At 62.3% G+C, this 26,584-nt stretch carries 26 protein-coding genes; 12 read left to right on the top strand and 14 right to left on the bottom strand.

The window, feature by feature from the left end; all coding sequences use genetic code 11:
* Nucleotides 1-65: 65 nt before the first annotated feature.
* Together AC0IYN_RS14360 and yedA are read right to left on the bottom strand one after the other, a co-directional pair.
* Nucleotides 66-1,400 (bottom strand): DEAD/DEAH box helicase, encoded by a 1,335-nt coding sequence (locus tag AC0IYN_RS14360; RefSeq protein ID WP_406596904.1) that lies wholly within the window; start codon nt 1,398-1,400, stop codon nt 66-68.
* Between the two features lie 48 nt (nt 1,401-1,448).
* Nucleotides 1,449-2,345, bottom strand: a complete 897-nt coding sequence (gene yedA, locus AC0IYN_RS14355) for a drug/metabolite exporter YedA (RefSeq protein WP_406596903.1) — start codon at nt 2,343-2,345, stop codon at nt 1,449-1,451.
* Nucleotides 2,346-2,505: 160 nt separating this feature from the next.
* On the opposite strand from yedA, the gene AC0IYN_RS14350 reads away from it, so the two are divergent.
* Nucleotides 2,506-2,967: an Lrp/AsnC family transcriptional regulator gene (locus tag AC0IYN_RS14350; RefSeq protein WP_010174823.1), complete on the top strand. Its 462-nt coding sequence runs from the start codon at nt 2,506-2,508 to the stop codon at nt 2,965-2,967.
* A gap of 88 nt (nt 2,968-3,055) precedes the next feature.
* Here the strand turns inward: AC0IYN_RS14350 and AC0IYN_RS14345 are convergent, their stop codons facing one another.
* The 3 genes from AC0IYN_RS14345 to AC0IYN_RS14335 all read right to left on the bottom strand — a co-directional run bounded on the left by AC0IYN_RS14345 (nt 3,056) and on the right by AC0IYN_RS14335 (nt 5,042).
* The gene (locus AC0IYN_RS14345) at nt 3,056-3,667 is read right to left on the bottom strand and encodes a 3'-5' exonuclease (RefSeq protein WP_406596902.1); all 612 of its coding nucleotides are present in this window, start codon (nt 3,665-3,667) and stop codon (nt 3,056-3,058) included.
* A 25-nt stretch (nt 3,668-3,692) separates the two neighbouring features.
* The gene (locus AC0IYN_RS14340; protein WP_010206743.1) at nt 3,693-4,169 is read right to left on the bottom strand and encodes a LabA-like NYN domain-containing protein; all 477 of its coding nucleotides are present in this window, start codon (nt 4,167-4,169) and stop codon (nt 3,693-3,695) included.
* A 117-nt stretch (nt 4,170-4,286) separates the two neighbouring features.
* On the bottom strand, nt 4,287-5,042 hold the full coding sequence (locus AC0IYN_RS14335) for a DUF2076 domain-containing protein (protein ID WP_406596901.1): 756 nt from the start codon (nt 5,040-5,042) through the stop codon (nt 4,287-4,289).
* Between the two features lie 176 nt (nt 5,043-5,218).
* On the opposite strand from AC0IYN_RS14335, the gene AC0IYN_RS14330 reads away from it, so the two are divergent.
* Together AC0IYN_RS14330 and AC0IYN_RS14325 are read left to right on the top strand one after the other, a co-directional pair.
* Entirely contained in the window at nt 5,219-5,878 is a 660-nt protein-coding gene (locus AC0IYN_RS14330) for a YciC family protein (protein WP_078050307.1), read from the top strand.
* Between the two features lie 40 nt (nt 5,879-5,918).
* Nucleotides 5,919-7,007, top strand: coding sequence for an endonuclease/exonuclease/phosphatase family protein (locus AC0IYN_RS14325; protein WP_406596900.1), 1,089 nt, complete (start codon nt 5,919-5,921; stop codon nt 7,005-7,007).
* 85 nt (nt 7,008-7,092) lie between these two features.
* Here the strand turns inward: AC0IYN_RS14325 and AC0IYN_RS14320 are convergent, their stop codons facing one another.
* The 3 genes from AC0IYN_RS14320 to hrpB all read right to left on the bottom strand — a co-directional run bounded on the left by AC0IYN_RS14320 (nt 7,093) and on the right by hrpB (nt 10,604).
* On the bottom strand, nt 7,093-7,737 hold the full coding sequence (locus AC0IYN_RS14320) for a DsbA family oxidoreductase (RefSeq protein WP_457240168.1): 645 nt from the start codon (nt 7,735-7,737) through the stop codon (nt 7,093-7,095).
* On the bottom strand, nt 7,734-7,949 hold the full coding sequence (locus AC0IYN_RS14315) for a tautomerase family protein (protein ID WP_457240167.1): 216 nt from the start codon (nt 7,947-7,949) through the stop codon (nt 7,734-7,736). The genes AC0IYN_RS14320 and AC0IYN_RS14315 overlap by 4 nt, the downstream gene beginning before the upstream one ends.
* Nucleotides 7,950-8,096: 147 nt before the next feature.
* Nucleotides 8,097-10,604, bottom strand: coding sequence for an ATP-dependent helicase HrpB (hrpB, locus tag AC0IYN_RS14310; RefSeq protein WP_457240166.1), 2,508 nt, complete (start codon nt 10,602-10,604; stop codon nt 8,097-8,099).
* 226 nt (nt 10,605-10,830) lie between these two features.
* On the opposite strand from hrpB, the gene AC0IYN_RS14305 reads away from it, so the two are divergent.
* On the top strand, nt 10,831-11,250 hold the full coding sequence (locus AC0IYN_RS14305) for a polyribonucleotide nucleotidyltransferase (RefSeq protein WP_471841864.1): 420 nt from the start codon (nt 10,831-10,833) through the stop codon (nt 11,248-11,250).
* A 15-nt stretch (nt 11,251-11,265) separates the two neighbouring features.
* On the top strand, nt 11,266-12,159 hold the full coding sequence (locus AC0IYN_RS14300; protein ID WP_099491063.1) for a cation diffusion facilitator family transporter: 894 nt from the start codon (nt 11,266-11,268) through the stop codon (nt 12,157-12,159).
* Here the strand turns inward: AC0IYN_RS14300 and AC0IYN_RS14295 are convergent.
* Nucleotides 12,156-13,232: a DUF6515 family protein gene (locus tag AC0IYN_RS14295; RefSeq protein WP_471841861.1), complete on the bottom strand. Its 1,077-nt coding sequence runs from the start codon at nt 13,230-13,232 to the stop codon at nt 12,156-12,158. The two genes, AC0IYN_RS14300 and AC0IYN_RS14295, sit on opposite strands and share 4 nt — an antisense overlap.
* A gap of 397 nt (nt 13,233-13,629) precedes the next feature.
* Between AC0IYN_RS14295 and AC0IYN_RS14290 the strand changes: the two genes are divergently transcribed.
* Both AC0IYN_RS14290 and AC0IYN_RS14285 read left to right on the top strand, forming a co-directional pair.
* Nucleotides 13,630-14,109, top strand: a complete 480-nt coding sequence (locus AC0IYN_RS14290) for an Lrp/AsnC family transcriptional regulator (protein WP_003194418.1) — start codon at nt 13,630-13,632, stop codon at nt 14,107-14,109.
* A 191-nt stretch (nt 14,110-14,300) separates the two neighbouring features.
* Nucleotides 14,301-14,510 carry a DUF2788 domain-containing protein gene (locus AC0IYN_RS14285; protein WP_025999909.1) on the top strand — a complete coding sequence of 70 codons (210 nt, stop codon included), beginning with the start codon at nt 14,301-14,303 and terminating at the stop codon, nt 14,508-14,510.
* Here the strand turns inward: AC0IYN_RS14285 and AC0IYN_RS14280 are convergent.
* The 4 genes from AC0IYN_RS14280 to AC0IYN_RS14265 all read right to left on the bottom strand — a co-directional run bounded on the left by AC0IYN_RS14280 (nt 14,505) and on the right by AC0IYN_RS14265 (nt 20,857).
* Nucleotides 14,505-15,140, bottom strand: a complete 636-nt coding sequence (locus tag AC0IYN_RS14280) for a pseudouridine synthase (protein WP_028618052.1) — start codon at nt 15,138-15,140, stop codon at nt 14,505-14,507. The genes AC0IYN_RS14285 and AC0IYN_RS14280 overlap by 6 nt on opposite strands.
* Before the next feature lie 71 nt (nt 15,141-15,211).
* A complete protein-coding gene (amn, locus tag AC0IYN_RS14275) occupies nt 15,212-16,684 on the bottom strand; it encodes an AMP nucleosidase (RefSeq protein WP_161634128.1) in 1,473 nt (490 codons plus the stop codon).
* Nucleotides 16,685-16,750: 66 nt separating this feature from the next.
* Complete coding sequence (locus tag AC0IYN_RS14270) at nt 16,751-18,397, bottom strand: acyl-CoA dehydrogenase family protein (protein WP_471841856.1); 1,647 nt, start codon at nt 18,395-18,397, stop codon at nt 16,751-16,753.
* A 69-nt stretch (nt 18,398-18,466) separates the two neighbouring features.
* Nucleotides 18,467-20,857, bottom strand: coding sequence for a hybrid sensor histidine kinase/response regulator (locus AC0IYN_RS14265; protein WP_471841853.1), 2,391 nt, complete (start codon nt 20,855-20,857; stop codon nt 18,467-18,469).
* Nucleotides 20,858-21,134: 277 nt separating this feature from the next.
* Between AC0IYN_RS14265 and AC0IYN_RS14260 the strand changes: the two genes are divergently transcribed.
* The 4 genes from AC0IYN_RS14260 (at nt 21,135) to AC0IYN_RS14245 (ending at nt 24,655) form a co-directional block, all read left to right on the top strand.
* Nucleotides 21,135-21,932, top strand: a complete 798-nt coding sequence (locus AC0IYN_RS14260) for a hydroxymethylpyrimidine/phosphomethylpyrimidine kinase (protein WP_049711392.1) — start codon at nt 21,135-21,137, stop codon at nt 21,930-21,932.
* Between the two features lie 18 nt (nt 21,933-21,950).
* Nucleotides 21,951-22,580 (top strand): thiamine phosphate synthase, encoded by a 630-nt coding sequence (gene thiE / locus AC0IYN_RS14255; RefSeq protein WP_406596893.1) that lies wholly within the window; start codon nt 21,951-21,953, stop codon nt 22,578-22,580.
* Between the two features lie 11 nt (nt 22,581-22,591).
* Nucleotides 22,592-23,875, top strand: a complete 1,284-nt coding sequence (gene hemL, locus AC0IYN_RS14250) for a glutamate-1-semialdehyde 2,1-aminomutase (protein ID WP_406596892.1) — start codon at nt 22,592-22,594, stop codon at nt 23,873-23,875.
* A gap of 225 nt (nt 23,876-24,100) precedes the next feature.
* Entirely contained in the window at nt 24,101-24,655 is a 555-nt protein-coding gene (locus AC0IYN_RS14245) for a tetratricopeptide repeat protein (RefSeq protein ID WP_010206766.1), read from the top strand.
* A gap of 90 nt (nt 24,656-24,745) precedes the next feature.
* On the opposite strand, the gene AC0IYN_RS14240 is transcribed toward AC0IYN_RS14245, so the two are convergent.
* Nucleotides 24,746-25,072, bottom strand: coding sequence for a DUF1820 family protein (locus tag AC0IYN_RS14240; protein ID WP_003194436.1), 327 nt, complete (start codon nt 25,070-25,072; stop codon nt 24,746-24,748).
* A gap of 131 nt (nt 25,073-25,203) precedes the next feature.
* Between AC0IYN_RS14240 and miaB the strand changes: the two genes are divergently transcribed.
* Nucleotides 25,204-26,532 (top strand): tRNA (N6-isopentenyl adenosine(37)-C2)-methylthiotransferase MiaB, encoded by a 1,329-nt coding sequence (gene miaB / locus AC0IYN_RS14235; RefSeq protein WP_100492092.1) that lies wholly within the window; start codon nt 25,204-25,206, stop codon nt 26,530-26,532.
* Nucleotides 26,533-26,584 lie beyond the last annotated feature (52 nt).

Below are 26,584 nucleotides of genomic sequence, written 5' to 3'. Positions count from 1 at the left end.
TTGGAACTCGGTCAAATGTGGGAGCGGGCTTGCCTGCGAAGAGGCCATCAGCAGCGCTGAAAAACTTACTTCTTCTTGCGCGGCCCGGTATTAAAAACAGGCACCTTGCGCACCGGCTTGATCGACGGCTCCGACGGCGCCACTTCTCCGCTGTCCACCCACTTGCCCAGGTTGCGCTTACCGCCACCACCCGACGCTTTAGGCTTCTTCGGTTTTTTCGGTTTCTTCACCACCTGCCCGCTGGCATCGGTGTCCGGCACACGATGCTCAGGCTCGAAGTCCGGCTCCATCTTGCGGGTCAAGGTCTGGCGCGTCAGCATTTCGATCGCCGACAGCATGTTCACTTCATCGGCACACACCAGGGAAATCGCTTCCCCGGTGTTACCCGCACGCCCGGTACGACCGATGCGGTGGATGTAGTCCTCGGCCACGATCGGCAAGTCGAAGTTGACCACCAGCGGCAGGTCTTCGATATCCAGGCCACGGGCCGCCACGTCGGTGGCCACCAGAATCTGCACTTCGCTTGATTTGAATCGGTCCAGCGCGCGTTGGCGTGTGGCTTGTGGCTTGTCGCCATGGATGCCGTCAGCATTGATGCCCAGGCCCTGCAACTTATCCACCAGCGCGTCCACGCCGTTACGGGTCTTGGCGAACACCAGCACCTGCTTCCAGCGGCCTTTGCGCATCAGGTGCACAAACAGCTCAGGCTTGCGCTTCTTGTCCACCGGCACCACCCATTGCTTCACGGTGTTGGCAGCGACGTTGCGCGGGCTGACTTCGATGCTCAGCGGGTCATTGAGCATCTGCCCGGCCAGCGTGCGGATCTCATCGGAGAAGGTCGCGGAGAACAGCAGCGTCTGGCGCTTTTTCGGCAGCATGCGATAAATGTTGGCAAGCTCTTCGGAGAAGCCCAGGTCGAGCATGCGGTCGGCTTCGTCCAGCACCAGTGTTTGCAGCTGGTTGAGTTTCAGCGCGTTCTGGCGGAACAGGTCGATCAGGCGGCCAGGCGTGGCAACCAGAATGTCGACGCCCTTGCGCAACTTCATCATCTGCGGGTTGATGCTCACGCCGCCGTACACCGCGTAAGTGGTCAGCGGCAGGTGTTGCGCGTACTCGGCAACGCTGGCGTGCACCTGTTCGGCCAGCTCGCGGGTCGGGCACAGGATCAGCGCGCGCGCCGAGTTGGCGGCGACTTTCGGCCCTTCCATCGTCAACAGTTGCAACAACGGCACGGCGAAACCGGCGGTCTTGCCGGTGCCGGTCTGGGCGGCGGCCATCAGGTCGCGACCGGCCAGCACCGCCGGAATGGCTTGCGCCTGCACCGGCGTCGGGGTCTGGTAGCCAAGCGTCTCAAGGGCGCGCAGCAAGGGTTCGATCAGGCCAAGGGTGGCGAAAGTCATGTGTTTACCGTAGGAAAAATTCAGCGCAAGGTCGCAATGCGCCGCAGTTTACCTTATTTCCGCCTTCGGCTTGCGCCACTGGGGCAGGCTGATCAACAGCACGGCGCTGATAATCACCAGCATGGCCAGGGCTTCTTCCAGGCCGATGGTCTCGCCGATGAACACAATCCCCAGCAACACCGCGACCGCCGGGTTGACGTAGGCATAGCTGGTCGCCGCCGCCGGGCGCACGTGCTTGAGCAGGTACATATAGGCGTTGAAGGCGATGATCGAGCCGAACACGGCCAGGTACGCCAGGGCCAGCCAGCCTTCCAGCGGCGGCATGGCTTGCAGGTGTTCGCCAGTGAGCGCGCTGGCGATCAACAGCGTCACGCCGGCCACCAGCATTTCTGCGGCACTGGCCATGGCCCCCGGCGGCAACGGCAGGCGCCGACTCCACACCGAGCCAAACGCCCACGACGCCGCAGCAAACAGCAGCAACGCAGCCCCCATCGGGCTCGACTGCAACGTGCTGCCCATGTTGAGCATGGCGATGCCGATCATCCCCAGGATCACGCCCGCCCACTCCAGCCGGGTATTGCGCGCGCCCCAGAAATACCCGCACAGCAACGTGAACAGCGGCACGGTCGCCACCGCCAGCGCCGCCACGCCGGAAGACACACCGGTGTGCTCGGCCACACTCACCGCGCCATTGCCGAAGGTCAGCAGCAAGATGCCGATCTTGGCCGCCGCCTTCCACTGCTCCCAGGTCGGCGCCGGCGCCCCACGCCAGCGCAAAAAGCCATACATCGCCGCCCCGGCCACTAAAAAGCGGATCCCGCCCAGCATCAGCGGCGGCCAGTACTCCACGCCAATGCGGATCACCAGGTAGGTAGACCCCCAAATCACATACAGCGCAAAGAAGGCAGCGATCAGCGGTAAGGGGAAGCGACGTGGGCCAGGCATTGGGCGGCTCTATGGCAGGAGATGGGAGGCTTATTCTAAAAAGGCAGGTCGGTAAACATAAGTTACAAAACCTGTTTAAAACGCCGTTACACTTTTCAAAGCATGGTTGTGAAGGCTATAAACCGTGTTTTCGAAAGCCACGCGCAACCGGAGCCTTCTCATGGACAAATACGACCGCATGCTCCTCAGCGCCCTGCTCGAAGACGGCCGCGCGTCCTACGCGCAACTGGCCCGCACGGTAAACCTCTCCGCCCCCGCCGTGGCCGAGCGCGTGGCCAAACTGGAGGCCAGTGGCGTGATCACTGGGTATCAGGCCAAGGTGGACCTGTCCAAAGTGGGCTTGCCGATTCAGTGCGTGATTGAGCTGCGGTTGACCAATCACGGCAGCCAGAAGGTATATGACGCGTTGGCGGAAATCCCTGAATTGACGGAGTGCCATCGGGTGACCGGCGATCCGTGCGTGATCATGCAGGCAGCCGTGGGGTCGATGCCCGAGTTGGAGAGCTTGATCAACCGCGTGGCCAAGTTCGGGTTCAGCAAGACCTCGATTATTTTGTCGAGCGCGATAGAGCGGCGGGTGCCGTTGGGGCAGTTGGAGGGCAATGGGAAAAATGGTGGCTGAACCGCCGCCATCGCCGGCAAGCCGGCTCCTACAAAGGTTCGCGGCGCACCACACTCCTGTAGGAGCCGGCTTGCCGGCGATGGCGCCTTCAGAACCCGCGATATTTCTTCAGGTGCTCATTGATCTTCGCCGCCGGCACTTTCTGCAAGGTGCACAGCAGGTCGTGGGACAGTTCACGCAAGCCATGGGCCCCGCGCAGTTCCTGGGCCAGATGGGCCGTGAGGTTGGCGGCCATCTCCGCATCCGCCATCGCCCGGTGAGCCTTGCCGGTGTGGGGCAGTTGGGCGTAGGCGTTCAACGTGCCGAGCTTGTGGTTGGGCGCCGATGGCATGAGGCGACGCGCCAGCAGCAGCGAACAGGCGAACTTCTGCAAACGGGTGCGGCGGATCAGCCCCAGCTCATAATCCCAGAACTTCTGGTCGAACGCGGCGTTGTGCGCCAGCAACGGCGTGACGCCGACGAATTCATTGACCTCATTCATCACCCGCTCCGCCGGCGGTGCGCTGCGCAGCATGGCGTTGCTGATGCCGGTGAGTTGTTCGATGAACGCGGGCACGTGCACACCGGTTTTCATCAGGCTCTGGTAGCGGTCCACAATCTGGCCACGCTCAAGGATGACCACCGCGATTTCCGTGGCCCGGCAACGGCTGCTCGGGGTGATGCCGGTGGTTTCAAAGTCGATGACCGCTATACGTTCCAAACCTGTTCCAACTCCGTCTTAGCATTTATTTGAGCAACAACGCGCCTTCAATCGGCACATACCGGCTGGCGGCGCGTATCAATGAATTGGCCGTCAGCCCCGGTACACCATAGGCCACGGCCTCGACGCCATGCTTGTGGATAACCCGGTCGAGCAGCATGTCGAAATCACCGTCGCCGGAGGCCAGCACGATTTCGTCGACGTGGTCGGCGGCGTCCATGATGTCGAGGGTGATGCCCACGTCCCAGTCGCCCTTGGCCGAGCCGTCGCTGCGCTGGATGTAGGGCTTGAGTTTTACCGTAAAGCCCAGGTTGCGCAGGATCTGCTGGAATTGCTGCTGCTTGCTGTCGCCACGGTCGATGGCATACGCGTACGCCTCGACGATCTGCCCGCGCGAGCTGATGTCAGCCCACAACGCGGCGTAGTTGAAGTGGCAACCATAGGCCTGGCGGACGGTGTAATAGAGGTTTTGCACATCGGCGAACACTGCAATTTTCTTCACCGCACTTCCTCATGACAGCCAGGCGCCAGGGCCCGGAAAGGGTGCAAGTATGCCAGCCGCGAGAAGGTTTCCGGGAAAAATCAGACCGGGGCGACGAAGCGCCCCGGCCGAGGTGGGTCAGACGAAGGAATCGTCGTCGCCGAAGGAAGAGGAATCGTCGGAATAATCGCTGTCGGTGAAGCTGTCCGAGTTGTCGCTGCCCCAGCTGTCATTGCCGGCGTACTGCTGGTCGTCGCCGCCCCAGCCGCCCTGGTCACTGGCGGGCGCCGGCTGTTCGATGATTTCCTCGACCACCTGCGGTTGCTGGTTGTGATGGAACAGGCTGCTGATGCCTTCGGCCAGCAACACACCACCGGCCACGCCGGCTGCGGTTTTCATCGCGCCGCCGAGGAAACCGCTGCCGATAGGGGCTGCCGGCGCTTGTTGCGGCTGTTGGTAGTTCTGCTGGGGCGCGCCGTAATTCTGCTGCGGCGCAGGCTGGCTGAACCCAGGCCGCCCCGGTTCACGCCAGCCGCCACCGGAAGACGCCGGGGCGCTCTGCGCAGGTTGGGGGTCGCGGGATCCACCACCAAAGATGCTCGACAAGAACCCACCACTGCTCGCCGGAGCGGCTGGCGCGGATTTCGCCCGCTGCAGCTCATCCTGCAACTGCTGGATCTGCTGCGCCTGCTCCTTGTTTAGCGCGTCGAGACTTTTGAGCGCGTGCTCCTGCACCAGGATCGACTGGGTCATGTAGTACCCGGCTGCCGGTTGGCGAGTCATGTGCTCCTTGATCCGCGCTTCGGCCTGGGCGTCGCGGGGGGCTGAGTCCGTTTCGGCTTGTTGCAACCGTGAAAACAGTCCATCGATCAGGGTTTGCTCTTCGCTGTTCATGGCGACCTCGTTAGATTGCCGGTAGAAATCGTGGTCTCGCCTTTAATCAGGCGCCGTCCTAGTTATGGGGGTGTTACGAGTTGTTTCAATGGTCTTTACTCAAGGTTTACGTTTGCTTACCGCCCGTGATGATCGGTTAAAGTGTTGCCCTTGCTTTCAGGCCTGCGATGAACTTGATGAATCCGTTAGACGTGCTGCGCGACTCCTTCCGTTTCACCCAACGCAACCTGGGCGCTATCGTCCAGCTGTGTTTGCCGTTGGTGATTTTCGAAGCCCTGCTGCAACAGGTGCTCAACCACGTGGTGGGCCCGGATGCATTCCCTGGCTACAGCGTGGTGGTGGGGTTGCTGGTGTACCCGCTGTACACCGGCGCGTTGATCCTGTTTCTGGATGCCCGCACCCGTGGCGAGTCACCGACTACCAAGGATGTATGGGCCATGGCCCTGACCCTGTGGCCGCGCTTTGCCCTGCTGACGGCCATGAGCACGCTGCTGATCCTGCTGGGGCTGTCGCTGTATTTCCTGCCGGGCCTGTGGCTGATGGTGGTGCTGGCCTTCGCCGAGTACCTGCTGGTGCTGCGCGGCATGCCAGCGCTGGAGGCGATGAAGGAAAGCTTTCGCCTGAGCCGTGGGCATTTCTGGCTGATCCTGGTGTGCCTGCTGTGCGTGATGACGCCACTGTGGCTGCTCAAGGGCGCCAGTGTTGCGGCCTACCCCACGCCTGCGCCGCTGCTGGGCCTGTTCCTGGACAGCGCCCACAGCTTCCTGCAACTGTTTACCAGCGTGGTGCTGTTCCGTTTATTCATGCTGATCGGTGGCGATGCCGACGCGCGGTGATATGCTCGGTGCCACTCCTGAAACGCTATAAGCCGAGCCGATGACCCGTTTATTGCGCATAACCTTGCTGGGCCTGCTGATCATTGCAGGCTTGCTCGCCGCCCTGATCTACAGCCTGACCTGGCGCCCCGAGGCGAAGGAAACCCTGCCGGTGAGTTGTGTCGCGCCCCGTGCGCCCACGCTGCTGCCGGGGCAGGCGCTCAAGGTCATGACCTGGAACGTGCAATACCTGGCCGGCAAGAACTACGTGTTCTGGTACGACACCGCCGACGGCAGTGGCCCGGACGACCGCCCCACCGTGGAAGACATGGCCGCCAGCCTCGACGAAGTGGCGCGGGTGATCCGTGACGAACAACCCGACATCCTGCTGCTGCAGGAACTCGACGAAAACGCCAAGCCCTCCCATTACCAAGACCAGCTTGCCCTGTTGCAAGAGCGCCTGGTCGACCTCTACCCCTGCAGTGTCCAGGCCTTCGACTGGAAAGCCGACTTCGTGCCCGACCGGCATATCTTCGGCAGCGTCGGCCGTAAGCTGGCGACCCTCAGCCGTTACCAGATCGAACACGCCGAACGCCTGCAATTGCCGGCGCCCGAGGCGAACTTCATCAGCCGCCAGTTCCAACCCAAGCCGGCCTTGCTGTTGACCTACCTGCCGCTGAGCGACGGTGGCCAGCTGGCCGTGCTCAACACCCGCCTGGACGGCGACGCCCCTGGGCGCAGCGCGGTGCAGGAGCAGGTCCAGACCACGGTCAAGCTGCTGGATAAATTCGAAGGGCGCGGCACGCCCTGGCTGATCGGCGGCGACTTCAACCTGCTGCCCCTGGGCCAATTCCTGCGGCTGGACGCCGGCAAGCGTGGGCAATATTCGCCGGACAGCGAGCTGCATTTGCTGTGGGACAAATACCCAATGATCCCGAGCAACAGTCAATCCAGCGGGATTGACCGTGAGAAGTGGCTGACTCACTTCCCCAACGACCCAAGCGTCGACGGGCCGGACCGCACGCTCGATTACCTGTTCTACAGCCCGCGAATCAAGCGGGTGGAGGCGAAAGTGCGGCAGGAGGACACGTTGCGCATTTCCAATCACCTGCCGGTGATCGCTCGGTTCCTGCTGCCCGCCGCACAATAATCCCTGCCGGGCTCCTAACGGGGTACGCGCGTCTAGATCCACACCCTTGTTGCGCGGTGTCTTGAGCCAGCGATCAGATTGAGGTTCAGTCCTGCGCCAGTTGCCGCAGGACCTGCTCATACTCCTCGACCGTTTGCGACCCGGACAGTACCTGACGCCCGTTCAACACCATGGCCGGGACCGAATTGATCCCGCGTTCAAGGTAAAAGCGCTGAAGTTCGCGGACTTCAACTGCGAACGCCTGGGTAACCAATACTTCGCGGGCACGGGTGGTTGAAAGTCCTGCGTCACCCGCCAGGCGCACCAGTGTCTCGTGGTCGCTGGGGTTCTGACCGTCGGTGAAATAGGCCTTGAGCAGGATGTGCTTCAGTGCAACCTGGCGACCTTCTGCCCCTGCCCAGAGCAGAAGGCGATGGGCATCGAAAGTGTTGTAGAAATGGCTGCGTTTTTCCAGGTCGAACTGAAAGCCGATGGCTTTGCCAAGTGCGATCACCCTCTTGTTGCGGGAAGCGACTTCTTCGGCGCTGCGACCATATTTACGCATCATATGTGTAACTGCCTGCTCGCCTTCTGCCGGCATGTCCGCGTTCAGTTCGAAGGGCTTGAACGTCAGCTCAACGGCAACCTCGCCGGCAAGATTCGCAATGGCCTGCCTTAGTGCTGTTGCGCCAAGCGCACACCAGGGGCATACGACATCCGACACAAAGTCGACTCTGACGGGGACGGTCACTTTTTGGACTCCGCCAGGCTTTTACGGTACTCGGTGGTGGTGATTCCCGCGTAGCCCCAGTTATCCGTATCCACCTCTTCGATGACGATGTGGGTAAGGTGCGGGTCCTTATTGAGCACGGTTTGCATGGTGTTGGTTATTTCGGCGATGACCTGGGCTTTCTGCTCCTGGGTGACACCATCACGGGTAATACGAACGCTGATGAAAGGCATGGAAAAGTCTCCACTTCGCCCCTCATCGACATGATGAGGCGGCAAGTGTGGAGACTTTAGAATGTTGCCTTGGGCAGATAAATGCGGCGGCGGGAACATCATTTGTTATGCCGCGTAATGAATAAAGGCACTTTCTGTAGGCGCTGATTATTTACGCGGTTTGATTCGCGCGGTTGCCTCGGCCACCAGCGGATCATCCGGCCAGTAATGCTTGGGATACCGCCCTTTCAAATCCTTTTTTACCTCGGCGTAGGTGCTGCGCCAGAAGTTCGCCAGGTCCTGGGTCACTTGCACCGGCCGGCGTGCCGGGGACAGCAGGTGCAGCTTCACCACCTGGCGCCCGCCGGCAATGCGCGGGGTGTCGGCCAGCCCAAACAGTTCTTGCAGGCGCACTGCCAGGATCGGCGGCTGTTCGCTGTAGTCCAGGCGCACCGACGAGCCCGAGGGCACTTTCACATGCTGTGGCGCCAGTTCGTCCAGGCGCTGGGGCAGCGGCCAGGGCAGCAGGTTGTGCAGGAAGCTGGAAATGTCCAGGTTGGCGAAATGGCTCAGGCGCGAGACTTTACCCAGGTAGGGCATCAGCCAATGTTCAAGGCTGGCGAGCAACGCCTTGTCGCTGATATCGGGCCACTCGCTGGTTTTGCCAGCATCGAGCTGCCGCAGCAGCATGACCCGCGCCTGCCATTGGCGCAGCTCGGGCGTCCACGGCAGTAGCTCGAGGCCTTTGCGGCGCACCAAGTTGACCAGCGCCTGGCTGCGCGCGGACTCGTCCAGGCCGGTCAGGGGTTCGCGGCTCAGTACCAGCTCGCCGACTTTGCGCTGGCGCTCGGCGCGCAGTACGCCTTCGCGTTCGTCCCAATCCAACTGGTCGACGTTGCGCACTTGTTCGGCGAGCACCGTGTCGAACAGCGCCGGATCAAAGTCCGCCGCCAGGTAGATGCGTTCCTCACGCTGGCCCTGGCGGCTCCCCAGGTCGGCGATGACCAGCCAAGGCTGCTTCATCAGGCTGTCGGCTTCGGCGAACAGCGCCGCGCGGCCGTTGGCCAGGCGGTATTCAGCGCCGCCGGCGCGACGCTGTTGAGCGACACGGTCCGGGTAAGCCAGGGCGAGCAAGGCGCCGAGCCAGCGCGAGTGGTCGGGGTCGGCCACCGGTTGCGTGGCCTGCCCTCTCAAGTAGCCGCGATACTGTCGCGCCAGTTGCTTGGCCCGCTGCACCCCGCCTTGAGTGCCACGCGCACGTGCTTCGCCGGACAACAGCGCCAGGCGACTGTGCAGATCCGCGCCGCCGCCGCGCAGGATATCGCGCTCGCCCAGCAGGGCCGCGACATCGCAGGCGGTGGCAGCCAACCCCAGGTCCTGCCCGCGCAACAGCAGGTGGGCGATACGCGGATGGGCCGGCAGTTCGGCCATTTTCTGCCCGTGGGCGGTCAGTTTGTCGTCATCCAATGCGCCGAGGCGCACGAGCAAATCCTGGGCTTGGGCATACGCGGCGGTGGGCGGCACGTCCAGCCACACCAGCTGCGTGGGCGTAACGCCCCAGCGTGCCAACTGCAGGGCCAAGCCGGCCAGGTCGGCCGCAAGGATTTCCGCACTGCCGTAGGCGGCCAGGCCTTCATGCTGGTCCTCGGACCACAAGCGATAGCAAACGCCCGGCTCCAGCCGCCCTGCCCGGCCGGCGCGCTGAGTGGCGCTGGCGCGGGAAATACGTTGGGTGTCGAGACGGGTCATGCCGCTGCCCGGGTCGAAACGCGGCACCCGCGCCAACCCGGCGTCGATCACTACGCGCACGCCGTTGATAGTGAGGCTGGTCTCGGCGATGTTGGTCGCCAGCACGACTTTGCGTGTACCTGCGGGCGCCGGGTCGATGGCGGCGCGCTGGGCGGCAAGGTCCAGCTCGCCATGCAGCGGGCACAGCAGCACATCACTGCGATCGCCCAAGGCCTCGGCCAACTGCTGGTTGACCCGGCGAATCTCCGCCTGCCCCGGCAAGAACACCAGCACGCTGCCGGTTTCGTCATGCAGGGCTTCGAGGATGGTTTGCACCACACGCGGCTCGATGAACTCACCGGGCTGGTAAGGCCGGCCCCAGCGCATCTGCACCGGGAACATGCGCCCTTCGCTGCGCAGGATCGGCGCGTCATCCAGCAGGCTGGCCAGGCGCTCGCCTTCGAGGGTGGCGGACATCAGCAGGATTTTCAGCGGCTGCTCATCGCGAAACAGCTCGCGGCCGTTCAGGCTCAGGGCCAGCGCCAGGTCGGCGTCGAGGCTGCGTTCGTGGAACTCGTCGAAAATCAGCAAGCCCACGCCGTCCAGCGCCGGATCGTCTTGCAGGCGGCGGGTGAGTATGCCTTCGGTGACCACTTCGATCCGCGTGTTGGGGCCGACTTTGCTGTCGAGGCGAATGCGATAGCCGACGGTTTCTCCGACCTTCTCGCCCAGTTCACTGGCCAGGCGTTCGGCCGCCGCGCGGGCTGCCAGACGGCGGGGTTCGAGCATCAGGATGGTCTGCCCGGCCAGCCACGGCTCATTCAATAACGCCAAGGGCACGCGGGTGGTTTTACCGGCGCCGGGGGGCGCTTCGAGCACGGCTTCATGGCGATTCGCCAAGGCGTCACGCAGTGCAGGTAAAACTTCATCAATCGGCAACGAATTCATACTGGCTCCAAAGCAGAGCGGCGAGTATAACGGCGAACTGCCAAGTGCCGACGATGGTCTGAAAGATCACGCGTTCCCTTGTAGGAGCCGGCTTGCCGGCGATGAGGCCCTTTAGCCTTGCGTTGCTCTCCTGGCCGCCATCGCCGGCAAGCCGGCTCCTACAAGGTGCGCAGATATCGGTTCCTATCTATATAGTCATCCTAAAATCGTGTTCAGGAGAGTTTCCATGCGTATCGCTTCCCGTGTCATTGGCGGTGTCCTCGCCGTCACCCTGCTGAGCCAATTGACGGCCTGCGGTTCGATCTTCTACCCGGACCGCCGTGGCCAGATCGACGGCAAGATCGACCCGACCATTGCCGTACTCGATGCCATCGGCCTGCTGTTCTACGTCATCCCCGGCCTGATTGCCTTCGGCGTGGACTTCGCCACCGGCGCGATCTACTTCGAGCCGGGCAAGACCGCCCAGGTCGACCCGCAAAAACTCCACGAAGCCATCGGCGCCGACGGCCAGGTCGACAACGCCAAGCTGCAAAGCATCATCCAGAAAGAAACCGGCCGCAGCCTGCCGCTCGACGACCCGCGCATGATCCAGTTCAAAGGCAGCGTGCAACAACTCGCCAGCCTGGGCCTGCAACCCGCCGCTTAAGGATTCGACCCGCCTATGACCAGCAGCCCCGAACACGCCAGGCTCTTGCGCCTGGCCACCCGCGCGTCGGTGGGTGTGGCCTGTGTGCTGATTGTCACCAAGGCCATCGCCTGGTGGTTCAGTGGCTCGGTGAGCATGCTCGCCGGCTTGACCGACTCATTGCTGGACGGCGTGACTTCGCTGCTCAACCTCGTCGCCGTGCATTACGCCCTGCGCCCCGCCGATGACGATCACCGTTATGGACATGGCAAGGCGGAGTCGCTGTCGGGCATGGCCCAGGCGCTGTTCATCGGCGGCAGTGCCGTGTTGATCGCGTTCCAGGCCTACGAGCGCCTGCAGCATCCGGAACCGGTGGGCGCGCCGTGGTTGAGCATCGGCGTGATCATCTTTTCCCTGGTGTTGACCGTGGCCTTGTTGATGCTGCAACACCGGGTGATCCGCGAAACCGGCTCCAATGCCGTGCGCGCCGATTCACTGCACTACCGCTCAGACTTGATGCTCAACGGCAGCATCCTCGTGGCGCTGGTGCTGGCTGGCATGGGCTTTCACCAAGTCGACGCCTGGTTCGGCCTGGGTATCGCCGCCTACATTTTGTGGAGCGCGATCCAGATCGCCCGGGAAAGCTTTGCGGTGTTGATGGATGAAGAGCTGCCGCCAGACGTCAGCCAGCACATGCTGGAACTGGCGCGTGGTGTACCAGGGGTGTTGGGTGCGCATGATTTGCGCACGCGGATTTCCGGCAGCCACTGGTTTGTACAGTTGCATTTGGAATTGCCTGGGGAATTGACGCTGTCAGTGGCCCACGGCATCAGCGACCAGGCCGCCGATGCCATCCACAAGGCCTACCCGCGCGCCGAAGTGCTGGTGCACGCCGACCCGCGGGAAGTGGTCACAGGCAACAAAACCTAGTACTGCACCTGATAACCGCGACTGCTCAGGCAGTTGCCCTGGGCCTGACGGTAGGTTTGCACCACCGCCGGGTCGGGGGCGTAGGTAACTTGCTGCGGGTCGAAACCACTTTGCTGCACAGCCCAGCGATAACAGTCGTAGCCGTCCTGCTGCACCTGGGCTGGTGACTGGCCGTTGGCGGGGTACGCCACCACGTCATAGCCATTGCCTTGCGGCGCGGGCTGAGGTGCCGGTACGGCGGCTGGCGGTTGCACCACCACGTATTGTTGGGAGCTGCTCTCGTAGGTGTAGTAGGAACCCGCCGCGAGGAAGAACAGCGCGCTGCCGATCCACACTTCACGCGCGTAGTCCGGCAGGTAATGCACACGGATGCCATAGGGCGGCGTTACCACCACATAGCGCGGGCCTTGCGGGCGATACCAATAGCCGCCGGAGTAGAAGTAGTCCTGGCCACGGTAAGGCACGCGGTAATTGCGGTCGGGGAAACGGTCGATCACGTAACCCGGACGATGTTGCGGGCCCGGGCCCCAACCATTGCCATGGCCGTCGGGGCGACCTGGCCAGCGGTTGTCGCCGGGATGGCCATTGCCATTGTTGTACCCGCCGCCATTGTTACCGGGCCGGGAGCCTGGGCCGCCGGCTTCCCAGTGTTGGTTGCCGTCATTGCGTCGAGGGATGTCACGGTAATAGCCCTGGCGCGGTTCCTGGGTCTGGCGCACGGTGTCGGGCCGACTCTGGATCGGCAGGTTGTTCGACGGCTGTGGTTGTGGTTGTGGCTGGGGCCGCCCCTGCTCATTGCCCTGGGGACGCCCTTGCCATTGGCCACCCCCGTTCTGGCCACCGCGATCAAAATGCTGATTCTGCGGGCGCGGCTGGTTGTTGTCCTGACGTGGTGGGTTGTTCTGCGGACGCGGCTGTTCATTACCGCCTCCTGGCCGTCCGCCCTCCGGCCCTCGTTCATGCTGACCACCGCCTTCACCGCGCGGCGCATTTTCACGCTCGTCGGCCATTGCCTGGGCGCCAACGGTGACCATCAGCAAACCTACACCTGCCAAACGCCAGATGCGCTTCATGCTATTCCTCACTGCGGATTAGGGCCTGTCCATGAGACTGGAAAAGCGAGGCCCGGTTCTCGCACAGGTTATCAGCAGGCAAAAGAAAAGGGGTGACCCGTCGGCCACCCCTTGAGAACTTCGTCCTGGCTCAACGCTTTTGACGTTGGCTCACCTCACGCCGTCTTGTGGACAGTGTGCAGCCTGGAGGCCGGCTCAACCCTGCTGGGGTGGCGGCCGCAGCGGGCCTGATTGGGCGGGCTGCTTTGGACTGTTGTCCAGGCGGTGATTCTGTTGATAAAGATACCCGCCAGCGCCCGACAGATGATTGCGAAGATTGCGTCAATAAACAGTGCTTGCGCAATTTTTAACCCTTCATGGATAATTCACCGCAATAGTTACGACAAAGGCCAACCCAATGAGCAAGCTTGACCGATACGACCTGAGTATTTTGGCGGAATTGCAGCGCGACGCGAGGATCTCCAACCAAGAGTTGGCCGAACGCATCGGCTTGTCGCCATCGCCGTGCTCGCGCCGCGTCAAGCAGTTGGAAGACGACGGCTACATCGCCCGCCAGGTCGCCTTGCTCGACCGCAAGATGCTCGGCCTGAGCCTCACGGCCTATGTGCTGATCGGCATGGACCGCCACACCCCCGAGCGTTTCGAGAACTTCGAAGCGGCCATCCGCACCCTGCCTCAGGTGCTGGAATGCAGCTTGGTGACGGGGATGGATGCGGACTATCAGTTGAAAGTGGTGGTGCCGGACATGGATCACTACCAGAAACTGCTGCTGGGCCACCTGACCCGCATTGAAGGCGTGACCAGTGTGCGTTCCAGCTTTGTGCTGAACCAGGTGCTCAACAGCACCGAGTTGCCGCTGACTCACCTAAGAACCTGACCCCCCAACCTGTAGGAGCCGGCTTGCCGGCGATGAGGCCCTTGAACCAAGCGCCTATCTTTCGGACGCCATCGCCGGCAAGCCGGCTCCTACAAGGGAGCGTGCGTCGCACCGACGCAGGTCAACCTTGAGCGCATCGCGTGGCCTTATACTGCCCGCCTGCCTTTGTCGGGAAATTCGCCATGAACAACATCGACCCCGCCCTCTTTGAAGAATGGATGATGACCGGCCTGGTCACGATCCTGATCATTTTCATGGGCTTTATCGTCTGGGACCTGGCGAAGAAGTCCAAGGCTGGGCGCTTTGGCTCGTTCATCCTGTTCTTCGTGCTGGGCCTGGGCGTGGCCGCGTTCATCATCAAGAGCGTAGTGATCGGCCTGATCGAGTCCGGCGCCTTATAAGCGCGCCGGCACTTCCTTCCACTGGCCTTGATCCAGGCCGTCAATCGTCCAATCGCCAATGCGCACGCGCACCAGCCGCAACGTGGGCAAACCCACGGCGGCGGTCATGCGCCGCACCTGGCGGTTACGCCCCTCGCGAATCACCAATTCAAGCCAGTAAGTCGGTATGTTTTTGCGAAAGCGCACCGGCGGGTTACGCGGCCATAACTCGGGCTCATCCAACTGCCGCGCTTGCGCAGGCAAGGTCTTGCCGTCATTAAGCTCCACGCCCTCGCGCAAGCGTTGCAGCTGCTCTTCGGTCGGCTCGCCTTCGACCTGCACCCAGTAGGTTTTCGCCAGCTTGTGCTTGGGGTCGGCAATCCGCGCCTGCAGCTGGCCGTCATTGGTCAGCAGCAACAGGCCTTCGCTGTCACGGTCCAGGCGGCCCGCCGGGTAAATGCCGGGGATGTCGATGAAATCCTTGAGCGTCGCGCGCCCGCCTTCGTCGCTGAACTGGGTCAGTACATCGAACGGTTTATTGAACAGGATCAGCTTCGGCTCGGCAGGCGGTGCCTTGGCGACACGTCGAGCAGCGGAATACGGAGGTTTCACGCCAGGGCGGCGCGAATCGGGACGAGTGGGACGGGACATGGCAAAGGAACATCTAACGGTCAGGACCGACAATGCTAGTGGCCTGACCGTTAAATGACCATCCCAACCGCTTAGCGGAACGGCGGCTCGTCGAAGCTGCGCAGTTTGCGCGAGTGCAGCGAGTTGAGTTCGGTGCGCAGCAAATCCACCGCTTCGATGCCGATCTTCAAGTGCTGGCTCACCGCACGCTCATAGAACGCGTTGGCGGAGCCTGGCAGCTTGATTTCGCTGTGCAGCGGTTTGTCCGACACACACAGCAAAGTGCCGTACGGCACCCGCAAGCGATAACCCTGGGCGGCGATGGTGCCGCTTTCCATGTCCACGGCCACGGCGCGGGACAGGTTGATCAGCGGCCGCTCCTGGGCCCAGCGCAGTTCCCAGTTACGGTCGTCGTAGGTCAACACGGTGCCGGTGCGCAGGCGTTTTTTCAGCTCTTCGCCTTTTTCGCCGGTGACGTTGGCGGCCGCTTGCTGCAAGGCCAACTGCACTTCGGCCAGGGCCGGGATCGGGATGTTCGGCGGCACGACGCGGTCGAGAATCCCGTCGCGGCGCATGTAAGCGTGAGCCAGCACGTAATCGCCGATGGTCTGGGATTGGCGCAGGCCGCCACAGTGACCGATCATCAGCCAGCAATGCGGACGCAGCACGGCCAGGTGATCGGTGATGTTCTTCGCGTTGGACGGGCCGACGCCAATGTTGACCAAGGTCACGCCGTGGCCGTCAGTGGCTTGCAAGTGATAAGCCGGCATCTGATAACGGTGCCACACCACCCCGGCAGCAATCGCGGAGGCTTCACCGTGGTCCATCGCTTTGTCGATCACTACGTTGCCCGGCAACACCATGCGGATAAAGCGCGGGTCGCTGCGCAGTTGCTCCAGGCCATGCAGGATGAACTGGTCAACATAGCGGTGGTAGTTGGTCAGCAGGATCCACGGCTGCACATGGCGCCAGTCGCTGCCGGTGTAGTGCACCAGGCGGCGCAGAGAAAAGTCCACGCGCGCCGCATCGAACAACGCCAGGGGCAGCGGGTCAGTGTTTTCCCAGTCGTACAGGCCATCGGCGATGCCGTCGGTGGCCGCCGACAGGTCGGTGCTGGGGAACACACGGGCCAGGGTCGCGGCAGTTACACCGGAACCGGCCAACTCATCGCCCTGCTCCACCACGTAGGGGTACGGGATGTTTTGCTGGCTGACACCGACTTCCACCGTCACGGTGAAGTCGTGCATCAGCGGCACCAATTGCTCCAGCAGGTATTTACGGAACGCCGCAGGATGGGTAACGGTGACGCTGTAGGTCCCCGGCAACTGGACCTTGGCATACGCCCGGGTAGTCTGTGGGACTTCGCCGTGGCAGTGGTAGGTCAGGCGCAGTTCCGGGTAGCGAAACAGCGCACGTTGTTCGGCGTCGGGCTCGACGCGGTCTTTGAGGTATTGCTTGAGGGCTTGATTGAGCGCGCCAGTGGCACGCTCATGCAGGGCCGCCAGCCGGTCCACGGCTTCTTCAGCGGTTTGAACGACAACAAAAGCTTCGGTCACGGTAAGCATCCTGTGTTCTGACGTGCAGGCCTTTATCTTGCCTGTATCCCCGTCAGACGCAAACTTTGAATGCAATCAACAAGGTGTGGACCTGGCGACAATCGCCGCCACGTCCACGCCACGCGGCAGGGTGCCATACACCCGACCGGACGATTCGCCCAAGCGACTGGCGATAAACCCATCGCTGACCGCCGCATTGCCGGCTTCCAGCAACAGCTTGGCCTGCAACGCCACGGCGATGTCTTCGGTGAGCTGGCGCGCACGGTATTGGATGTCCTGGGTGTCCATAAAGGCTGACTTCAATTGCTCGATATTCCGCGCCAGTAGCTTGTCGCCATGCCCATCCCCCAGCTCGACAAACAGTGCCTCCAACACACCCGGCTCTTTGGACAGCGCCCGCAGCACGTCCAGGCACTGCACGTTGCCAGAACCTTCCCACGTCGAATTCACCGGCGCCTCACGGTACAGGCGCGGCAGGATGCTGTCCTCGACATACCCGGCACCGCCCATGCACTCGGCGGCCTCGTTGATCATCGCCGGGGCGCGTTTGCAGATCCAATACTTGCCCACCGCCGTCACCAGCCGGGCGAACTTGGCTTCCTGCTCATCCCCCAGATGATCCAGCGCCCGGCCCATGCGCAGGCTCAGGGCCAGCGCGGATTCGCTTTCCAATGCCAGGTCAGCCAGCACGTTTTGCATCAGCGGTTGCTCACTGAGCACCCGGCCACCCACGGAGCGATGGGCACAATGATGGCTGGCCTGGGTCAGCGCCTGGCGCATCAATGCGCTGGAGCCGACCATGCAATCGAAGCGGGTCATGGCGACCATCTCGATGATGGTCGGCACACCACGGCCTTCTTCGCCGATCATCCAGGCCAGGGCGCCACGGAACTCCACTTCGCTGGAGGCATTGGAGCAGTTGCCCAGTTTGTTTTTCAGGCGCTGGATATAGAACTCGTTGCGCGTGTCGTCCGGGCGGTGCCGGGGCAGCAGGAAACAGGTGAGGCCCTTGTCAGTCTGGGCCAGGGTCAGGAACGCATCGCACATCGGCGCCGAGCAGAACCACTTGTGGCCCACCAGCTCATACGCCTGGCCCGGGCCGCCGGCGCCCACCGGATAAGCACGGGTGGTGTTGGCGCGCACGTCGGTGCCGCCCTGCTTCTCGGTCATGGCCATGCCGATTGTAGCGCCGGCCTTGTGGGCGATGCCGACGTTGCGTGGGTCGTATTGGGTGTTGAGGATTTTCGGCAGCCAGGTGTCAGCCAGGTCCGGCTGCAAACGCAGGGCAGGCACGCAGGCGAAGGTCATGGTCAGCGGGCATCCGGTGCCGGCTTCGGCCTGGCTGTGCAGGTAGGTCATGGCGGCGCGGGCCACATGGGCACCAGGCTGCGGGTGCGCCCAGGGTAGCGACGGCAAGCCATGTTCGACGGCGGTGCGCATGAGTTCGTGGTAAGCCGGGTGAAACTCCACCAGGTCGATGCGATGGCCATAGCGGTCATGGCTGCTGAACACCGGTTTGTTCTGGTTTGCCAGGAACCCGGCTTCCATCAACGGCCCGCCGGCCAGTGCACCGTAGGTATCGATGCGCGCCTGCGCCCAGCCGGCGCCAAAGCGGCGCGACCATTCCTGCAGAGGCAGATCGATACGGTACAGGTTGGTGCCATCCAGGGACGGCGGCTGGTTGGTGACGTCGTGGGTTTCGGCAAACTGATGCAGGTTCATGACGGGACTCCTGAAAAAAAGGCCACGTTCAGTTGAGGCCCGAATTTCAGTTAAGCACCGTCATACCGCTTAAAAAAGTGGCATACCCGCCGAATGTCCGGCGCTTTCGCCCTCTACCGGGCCCAGCAACCGGCGCTCCAGCACCGCCTGCAGTGCCTCGAAACGCACCGGTTTGGCCAGGCGGTCCGAGACACCGACGCCGTGACAATGCTCGCGCTCCGACACATTCAGCGAGGTACTCAAGGCGATCACCGGCAGCTCACCGCAGCCAGGCAGTGCACGAATCTGGCAGCACAACGAAAACCCACCTTCGGGAATATCCAACAGCACCGCGTCGAAATTCCCACTCTGCAAGGCAGCCAAGGCGTTCGCGCCGCTGTCCACGGTTTTCACCCGGTAACCCAGTTTGAGCAGCATGCCGCGCACAACCAGTTGGCCGACGCTGTTGTCATCCACCAACAGCACTGAGCACTCCTGTGGCGCGCGTTGCCGATGGGGCACTGGTTTGGACTCGGTTGGCACCGGGCTGACTTCCACTTCCAGCTGGAAGCGGCTGCCTTTGCGGGGCTCGGAATGATGGGTAAGCCGCCCGCCCAGCAACTCGATCAGTTGTCGGCAGATGGCCAGGCCGATACCCAGGCCGCCGTACTCGCGCGTGGTGGAACCATCGAGCTGGAAGAAACGCTGGTACAGGGTCGCTTCATCGAGGAAAGCAAAGCCGATACCCGTGTCGGTGACGATAAAGCTCAGGCGCAAGCGACCGTCACTGTGGGGCACGCCGACCACACGCAGGCGAACCGAACCTTCGTGGGTGAATTTGAACGCGTTATCCAGCAGGCAGTCCAGGCATTGCAGGAGTTTGTCGACGTCACCTTGCACGCGGTCTGGCAGTTCGTCCGCCACGTCGATGGAAAACGCCAGGCCTTTGCTCTGGGCGCTGGCGCTGAACTGCTGGCGCAGCGTGTCGAGTGCGCCGCGCAGGCTGAATACTTGGGACTGGGCGCTCAGGCGTCCGGCCTGCAGCTCGGTGAGGGTGAGGATGCCGTTGACCATGCGCATCATGTCCCGCGCCGAGCCGGCGGCGGTTTGCTGGTACTGCGCCAGGTCCGCATCCAAAGGCACGGTCTGCATCAGTTCGAGAGAGCCGATCACGCCGTTCATGGGGGTACGCAGTTCGTGGGTCAGGGTGGCGAGGAATTCATCCTTGAGCCGGTTGCTGCGGGCCAGTTGCTGGTTGAGCACTTCGAGCTTCTGGCTGGCATCGAAGAGGATCTGCGCCTGTTGCTCGCGCATGCCGTTGATGCGGTCCGCCAGGGCCAGGGACAGTAGGGCCACTTCAATGGCCGAGCCGATCTGGCTGGCGTACATCGTCAGGAACATATTCGGCAGGTAGCCCAACACCATCATCGTGTTGACGACCCCGCCCAGCAGGAACGCCGACCAGGCGATGATGAAATAACGCGCCATGCGCTGCCCGCAATACCAGGCCTTGATGGCGGCCACGAAGATGGTCACGGTAAACACCAGCGCCAGGCCAGTCGCCAGGCGCAACGCCAAGGCGTAACTGGTCATCAGCGCCAGCAGCATCACCACGGCGCCGCAGCCCACCAGCCCGAGCAACAGACGATTGATCCAGCGGCTGTGCTGGGCGGTGTGCAGGAAGCTGCGCGCAAACAGGCTACCGAACAGCGCCGCCGAGCCAATCAGGAACGGCACCGCGGCGTTGGTCCACCACGGGTTGTTCGGCCAGAAATACTCCGCGGCCACGCCGTTGACCGACAACTGGTACAGGCCGAACGAGGCGATATAAAGGATGTAATACAGGTAACTGGTGTCACGCACGCTCAGGTAGATGAACAGGTTGTAGATCAACATCCCCAGCAATACGCCGTAGATCGCTCCCAGCACGTACAGACGCAGCGGCTGCTCTTCCAGGTACGCGGTGCCGGACCAGAGCGTCAAGGGTGCCTGGATCGAGCCTTGGCTCTGGAGGCGCAGGTAGACGGTTTCCTGTTGGTCGGGCACAAAGTTGAGCTTGAACAAATAATTGCTCTGGCGCACTTGCCGGCTGGAAAACGGCAATGCGCTGCCGGTGCGGGCGGTGAGTCGATAGTTGCCGGTGGTGTCGCGCTGGTACAGGTCCAGGCGGTTCAACGGCGGGTAGGCCAGCTCCAGGAACCAGGTGCGCGGGGAGCGCGGGTCTTTGGCCAGGTAATGCAGGTCGACTTTAAGCCAGAACACCGAGCGTGAATAACCGGCATTGAGGGTGGCTTTGTCGTGAGTCTTGAACTGTGCGCCGTAGGTGGGGGATGTGACATCGGCGATGGTCAGGGCATCGGTCGGGTCTTCGAGCACTTGCATGGCTCGGCCCAACGGCAGGCTTCGCGTGTCCTGAGTGAACTCGATGGCGCTGGCGAGCATCGGCAGCCCGCACAACAATAAAATCAGCAAATAGCGCATAGAGCCCCAGCGTGGCCTGTCCGGTTATGTCAAAAAGCCCCCCATTCCTTTTGAGAAGACGTACACCGGCAATACAGTAAGTAGTTTGGATCCACTCTAGCATAGCCACTAAAGGCTATTGGACACCATTGAAATAATTTTTTGAAAGGCTCTAGAACAGGCCTTACAGAGGATTTTTGACGTCAAGTCACGCGCCAAAAAATCGTCGCTCGCCCGGCAAAATTCAACCATCGCCAGACGGCCCCGCCAAAAGCGTTTGGTGGTAAGCTCGCGCACCATGAATATCTACAGCTCTCGCCCCGTTGTCCTCTGTCTCTCCGGCCATGATCCCAGTGGTGGCGCCGGCTTGCAGGCAGATATCGAAGCCCTGCTCGCCCAGGGTTGCCATGCGGCTCCAGCCGTCACCGCCCTGACCGTGCAGAACACGGTCAACGTCAGCGATTTCCGCGTGCTCGACCGCGAATGGGTACTGGCCCAGGCCAATGCCGTGCTCGGTGACTCCGAAGTGGCGGCGGTCAAGCTGGGCATGCTCGGTTCCACCGCGATGGTCGACACCGTGGTCGAACTGCTGCAGGCGCACCCGCACCTGCCGGTGGTGTGCGACCCGGTGCTGCGTGCCGGCGGCGGTGGCAGCCTGGGCAAGGATGAAGTCGGCTATGCGATGCGCGAGCGGTTGTTGCCGCTGTCGCTGATCGCCACGCCGAACCTGCCCGAGGCACGCATCCTCGCCGAGCTGCCTGAGGGCACCGCAGACGAATGCGCCGAGAAGCTGCTGCCCTACATCAAGCACCTGTTGATTACCGGTGGCCACGGCGACGAGCACGAAGTGCACAACCGCCTCTACAGCCGCGATGGCACACGCCAGACCTTTACCTGCCAGCGCCTGCCCGGCAGTTATCACGGTTCGGGCTGTACGCTGGCCAGCGCACTGGCGGGTCGAATTGCCCAGGGCGAAGGGCTGGTGAGCGCCGTGCAATCGGCCCTCAACTACACTTGGCGCACCCTGCGTGACGCTGAACAACTCGGCCAGGGCCAATTTGTACCGCGCCGGTTGCCGCTGGATTTCTGCTCTTAAGACCAAGAGGCCTGCCCGATGAAACTACGTGGCCTTTACGCCATTACCGACAGCCAACTGTTGGCCGGCAAATTCCTCGCCTACGTCGAAGCGGCGCTGGACGGTGGCGTGACCCTGCTGCAGTACCGCGACAAAAGCAGCGACGAAGCCCGACGCCTGCGCGAAGCAGAAAAGCTGCGGGAACTGTGCTCGCGCTACAAGACCCAGTTGATCATCAACGACGACGCTGAATTGGCCGCGCGCCTCGGTGTCGGCGTGCACCTGGGCCAAACCGACGGCCCACTGACCCCAGCCCGTGCGCTGCTCGGCTCCAAGGCCATCATCGGCTCGACCTGCCACAGCCAGATCGAACTGGCCGAGCAAGCGGCCAAGGAAGGTGCCAGCTATGTCGCCTTCGGCCGCTTCTTCAATTCCAACACCAAGCCCGGCGCCCCCGCCGCCACCGTCGAGATGCTGGCCCAGGCCCGCGCGCGCTTGCACTTGCCAATCTGTGTGATCGGCGGCATTACCCTTGAGAACGCCGAACCCTTGGTGGCCCACGGTGCCGACCTGCTGGCGGTGGTGCACGGCCTGTTTGGCGCCGACACGACCCAGGAAGTCACGCGCCGCGCGCGCGCGTTCAACGATCTGCTTAAAATTTCAGTTTAGAGAGCCCCATCATGTCCCGTTCCGAAACGCTGTTTGCCAATGCCCAGAAACACATCCCCGGCGGTGTGAACTCCCCCGTGCGTGCGTTCAAGAGCGTCGGCGGCACGCCGTTGTTCTTCAAGCATGCCGAAGGCGCCTACGTCACCGACGAAGATGACAAACGCTACGTGGACTACGTGGGTTCCTGGGGCCCGATGATCCTCGGCCACAGCCACCCGGACGTGCTGGACGCGGTGCGCAAGCAGCTGGAACACGGCCTGTCCTACGGTGCGCCGACCGCCATGGAAACCGAAATGGCGGATTTGGTATGCAGCATCGTGCCGTCGATGGAGATGGTGCGCATGGTCAGCTCCGGCACCGAAGCCACCATGAGCGCGATCCGCCTGGCCCGTGGCTTCACTGGCCGTGACAGCATCATCAAGTTCGAAGGCTGCTACCACGGCCATTCCGACAGCCTGCTGGTCAAGGCCGGCTCCGGTGCGCTGACCCAAGGTGTACCGAGCTCGGCCGGCGTGCCGGCTGCGTTTGCCAAACACACCCTGACCCTGCCGTTCAACGACATCGCCGCCGTCGAGCAGATGCTCAGCGAAGTCGGCCAGGACGTGGCGTGCATCATCGTTGAGCCGGTGGCGGGCAACATGAACTGCGTACCGCCAGCGCCGGGCTTTCTAGAAGGCCTGCGCGAGCAGTGCGACAAGCACGGCGTGGTGCTGATTTTCGACGAAGTGATGACCGGTTTCCGTGTCGCCCTCGGTGGCGCACAGGCGCACTACGGTGTCACGCCAGACCTGAGCACCTTCGGCAAGATCATCGGCGGCGGCATGCCCGTGGGCTGCTTCGGCGGCAAGCGTGAAATCATGCAGCACATCGCGCCACTGGGCCCGGTGTACCAGGCCGGTACTTTGTCGGGTAACCCGCTGGCCATGGCCGCCGGCCTGACCACCCTGCGCCTGATCAGCCGCCCGGGCTTCCACGCCGAGCTGACCGACTACACCACACGCCTGCTCGACGGCCTGCAACAACGTGCCGATGCCGCCGGTATCCCGTTTGTTACCACCCAGGCGGGCGGGATGTTCGGCCTGTACTTCAGCGGCGCCGACGACATTGTCACCTTTGATGACGTAATGGGCAGCGATGCCGACTTGTTCAAACGCTTCTTCCACCTGATGCTGGAAGGCGGCGTGTACCTGGCACCTAGCGCTTTCGAAGCCGGCTTCACCTCGATCGCCCATGGCGACGTCGAGTTGAAACTGACCCTCGACGCCGCCGAACGCGCCTTCGCCGCACTGAAATAAAAGGCCGAAAAAATCAGGCACCGGCCAAACGGTGTCTGATTTGCTACTTTGCTTACAGAGATTTCCGAGTTTTTTCGAGAATTCACCTGCAATCCGGCAGATAACTTGCCCAAGCAGCAGAAAAACGAGTAAAGACTTTGTAAGCAGAGGCCTGCTTATTTCATAATGCGCGCTTATTGGATCCCCCGAGGGTCCGCGTGCCCCGTCAGAGGTAAGTCGATTCCCATGAAACGCACCGGCCGCACCCTGGTTCTGGGCTGCCTGTTGCTCCTTCAGCCGCTGCTGGCACATGCACAAGCAGGCGGCAACTCGTTGTTAATCCCAGCGATGGGTCGTTGCACCCTCAATACCCAGCCAGACAGCCAGGCCGAAGCGCTGAGCGCGTGCCAGAAACAGGCCGATGGTGGGGATGCGCAGGCGCAATACGAGTTGGGCGAGTACTTCCACGACAGCAAAAACCCTGCCCGCGACCTCAACAAAGCCTTGAGCTACTTCGAGAAAGCCTCGTTGCAGGGCCACGCCCAGGCGCAATTCGAATTGGGCAACATGTTCTTCAAAGGCGAAGGCGTGCCGGCCAATAACGTCCAGGCCTACATCGTGCTGAAAATGGCCGCGGTCAACGGCGCCGAAGACGCACTGGACACCGCCGACGAAGTCGCCGAGCACATGCAGCGCGATGAGTTGGAAGTGGCCACCCAGGTACTGGGCCAGATTTTCCGCAACTACCTGCAGGAATTGCAGAGTGCCGATGGGCGCTCGCCCTTCTCACCCCTTCCTTGAAAACACCGTTACCTTGTAGGAGCCCGGCTTGCCGGCGATAGCGCCCTTACGATCGCCATCGCAGGCAAGCCGGCTCCTACACATGGAGTGTTATTTTTCAGGCATCGGCATCGGGAATGGCATCACATTGCTGGTGCCCCGTGCCTCGCTGATCTTCGGCGTGCCCAAGCGCTCGACTTCATCGATGCGCACAATCGAATGCATCGGCACAAAACTGCGCACCACGCCTTCAAACTGAGCCTTGAGTTTCTCTTCGCCCGGGTCGACGACCAATTGGGTGCGCTCGCCAAAGACGAACTCTTCCACCTCCAGGAAACCCCACAGATCGCTCTGATAGATCTGCTTGGCGTACATTTCGAACACCTGGCCCTGGTTGAGGAAAATCACCTTGTAGATTGGAGCTTCACGTTTGGTCATGGTGGGCGAACAACACATCGGGGATATAAAAGAGGGCGCGAACTATAGCATGGCACCCGATGCACAACGCTAGGAACCAATGGGCATGCCCCCTATAATGCGCGGTTCTTTACCACCAGTTGACGATCCCCATGGCCAAGAAGCTTTACATCGAAACCCACGGTTGCCAGATGAACGAGTACGACAGCTCGCGCATGGTCGATCTGCTGGGCGAACACCAGGCCCTGGAAGTCACCGCCCGCGCCGAAGATGCCGACGTGATCCTGCTCAATACCTGCTCGATCCGCGAGCGGGCCCAGGACCGTGTGTACTCGCAGCTGGGCCGCTGGCGCGAATTGAAACTGGCCAACCCGGACATGGTGATCGCCGTCGGCGGTTGCGTGGCCAGCCAGGAAGGCGCCGCGATCCGCGACCGCGCGCCCTATGTCGACGTGGTCTTCGGCCCGCAGACCCTGCACCGCTTGCCGGAAATGATCGACGCCGCACGCTTCACCAAGCTGCCGCAGGTTGACGTGTCGTTCCCCGAGATCGAGAAATTCGACCACTTGCCCGAGCCACGTATCGATGGTCCAAGCGCCTATGTGTCGGTCATGGAAGGCTGCAGCAAGTACTGCACCTTCTGCGTGGTGCCTTACACCCGAGGCGAAGAAGTCAGCCGGCCGTTTGACGACGTACTGTCGGAAATCATCCACCTGGCCGAAAACGGCGTGCGTGAAGTGACCCTGCTGGGCCAGAACGTCAACGGTTACCGTGGCCTCACCGACGATGGCCGCCTGGCCGACCTGGCGGAGCTGATCCGCGTGGTGGCCGCCGTGGACGGTATCGAGCGGATTCGCTACACCACCTCGCACCCGCTGGAGTTCTCCGACAGCCTGATCCAGGCCCACGCGGAAGTGCCGGAACTGGTCAAGCACCTGCACCTGCCGGTGCAATCGGGTTCGGACCGCATCCTGGCGGCCATGAAGCGCAACCACACCGCCCTGGAATACAAATCCAAACTGCGCAAATTGCGCGCGGCGGTGCCGGGCATCTGCATCAGTTCGGACTTTATCGTCGGCTTCCCCGGTGAAACCGAAAAAGACTTCGAGCAGACCATGAAGTTGATCGAGGACGTCGGTTTCGACTTCTCTTATTCATTCGTCTACAGCCAGCGCCCCGGCACCCCGGCCGCCGACCTGGCGGATGACACCCCGGAAGCGCTGAAAAAAGAGCGTCTCAACGCGCTGCAACATCGCTTGAACCAGCAGGGTTTCGAGATCAGCCGACAAATGGTCGGTTCCACCCAGCGCATCCTGGTCACCGACTACTCGAAAAAAGACCCGGGCGAGCTGCAGGGCCGTACCGAGAACAACCGAATCGTAAACTTCCGTTGCGATAATCCGACCCTGATCGGCCAGTTTGCCGACGTGCACATCGATGCGGCGCAGCCCCATTCGCTGCGTGGGTCGTTGATCCCGTAACCCATCGGTATCATTGACTGACGGAGATCAAAATGTGGAAGCGGGCTTGCTC

It is taken from the genome of Pseudomonas sp. AC112, from assembly GCF_979253545.1.
Note: the sequence above shows the minus strand (reverse complement) of the source record. Positions and strands in the feature narration are given on the sequence as shown.

What these genes read in the sequence shown, in the direction of transcription:
- AC0IYN_RS14360 (WP_406596904.1), bottom strand. Translation starts at nt 1,400, where the DNA reads ATGACTTTCGCCACCCTTGGCCTGATCGAACCCTTGCTGCGCGCCCTT.
- yedA (WP_406596903.1), bottom strand. Translation starts at nt 2,345, where the DNA reads ATGCCTGGCCCACGTCGCTTCCCCTTACCGCTGATCGCTGCCTTCTTT.
- AC0IYN_RS14350 (WP_010174823.1), top strand. Translation starts at nt 2,506, where the DNA reads ATGGACAAATACGACCGCATGCTCCTCAGCGCCCTGCTCGAAGACGGC.
- AC0IYN_RS14335 (WP_406596901.1), bottom strand. Translation starts at nt 5,042, where the DNA reads ATGAACAGCGAAGAGCAAACCCTGATCGATGGACTGTTTTCACGGTTG.
- AC0IYN_RS14330 (WP_078050307.1), top strand. Translation starts at nt 5,219, where the DNA reads ATGAATCCGTTAGACGTGCTGCGCGACTCCTTCCGTTTCACCCAACGC.
- AC0IYN_RS14325 (WP_406596900.1), top strand. Translation starts at nt 5,919, where the DNA reads ATGACCCGTTTATTGCGCATAACCTTGCTGGGCCTGCTGATCATTGCA.
- AC0IYN_RS14315 (WP_457240167.1), bottom strand. Translation starts at nt 7,949, where the DNA reads ATGCCTTTCATCAGCGTTCGTATTACCCGTGATGGTGTCACCCAGGAG.
- hrpB (WP_457240166.1), bottom strand. Translation starts at nt 10,604, where the DNA reads ATGAATTCGTTGCCGATTGATGAAGTTTTACCTGCACTGCGTGACGCC.
- AC0IYN_RS14305 (WP_471841864.1), top strand. Translation starts at nt 10,831, where the DNA reads ATGCGTATCGCTTCCCGTGTCATTGGCGGTGTCCTCGCCGTCACCCTG.
- AC0IYN_RS14300 (WP_099491063.1), top strand. Translation starts at nt 11,266, where the DNA reads ATGACCAGCAGCCCCGAACACGCCAGGCTCTTGCGCCTGGCCACCCGC.
- AC0IYN_RS14295 (WP_471841861.1), bottom strand. Translation starts at nt 13,232, where the DNA reads ATGAAGCGCATCTGGCGTTTGGCAGGTGTAGGTTTGCTGATGGTCACC.
- AC0IYN_RS14290 (WP_003194418.1), top strand. Translation starts at nt 13,630, where the DNA reads ATGAGCAAGCTTGACCGATACGACCTGAGTATTTTGGCGGAATTGCAG.
- AC0IYN_RS14280 (WP_028618052.1), bottom strand. Translation starts at nt 15,140, where the DNA reads ATGTCCCGTCCCACTCGTCCCGATTCGCGCCGCCCTGGCGTGAAACCT.
- amn (WP_161634128.1), bottom strand. Translation starts at nt 16,684, where the DNA reads ATGCTTACCGTGACCGAAGCTTTTGTTGTCGTTCAAACCGCTGAAGAA.
- AC0IYN_RS14270 (WP_471841856.1), bottom strand. Translation starts at nt 18,397, where the DNA reads ATGAACCTGCATCAGTTTGCCGAAACCCACGACGTCACCAACCAGCCG.
- AC0IYN_RS14265 (WP_471841853.1), bottom strand. Translation starts at nt 20,857, where the DNA reads ATGCGCTATTTGCTGATTTTATTGTTGTGCGGGCTGCCGATGCTCGCC.
- AC0IYN_RS14260 (WP_049711392.1), top strand. Translation starts at nt 21,135, where the DNA reads ATGAATATCTACAGCTCTCGCCCCGTTGTCCTCTGTCTCTCCGGCCAT.
- thiE (WP_406596893.1), top strand. Translation starts at nt 21,951, where the DNA reads ATGAAACTACGTGGCCTTTACGCCATTACCGACAGCCAACTGTTGGCC.
- hemL (WP_406596892.1), top strand. Translation starts at nt 22,592, where the DNA reads ATGTCCCGTTCCGAAACGCTGTTTGCCAATGCCCAGAAACACATCCCC.
- AC0IYN_RS14245 (WP_010206766.1), top strand. Translation starts at nt 24,101, where the DNA reads ATGAAACGCACCGGCCGCACCCTGGTTCTGGGCTGCCTGTTGCTCCTT.
- AC0IYN_RS14240 (WP_003194436.1), bottom strand. Translation starts at nt 25,072, where the DNA reads ATGACCAAACGTGAAGCTCCAATCTACAAGGTGATTTTCCTCAACCAG.
- miaB (WP_100492092.1), top strand. Translation starts at nt 25,204, where the DNA reads ATGGCCAAGAAGCTTTACATCGAAACCCACGGTTGCCAGATGAACGAG.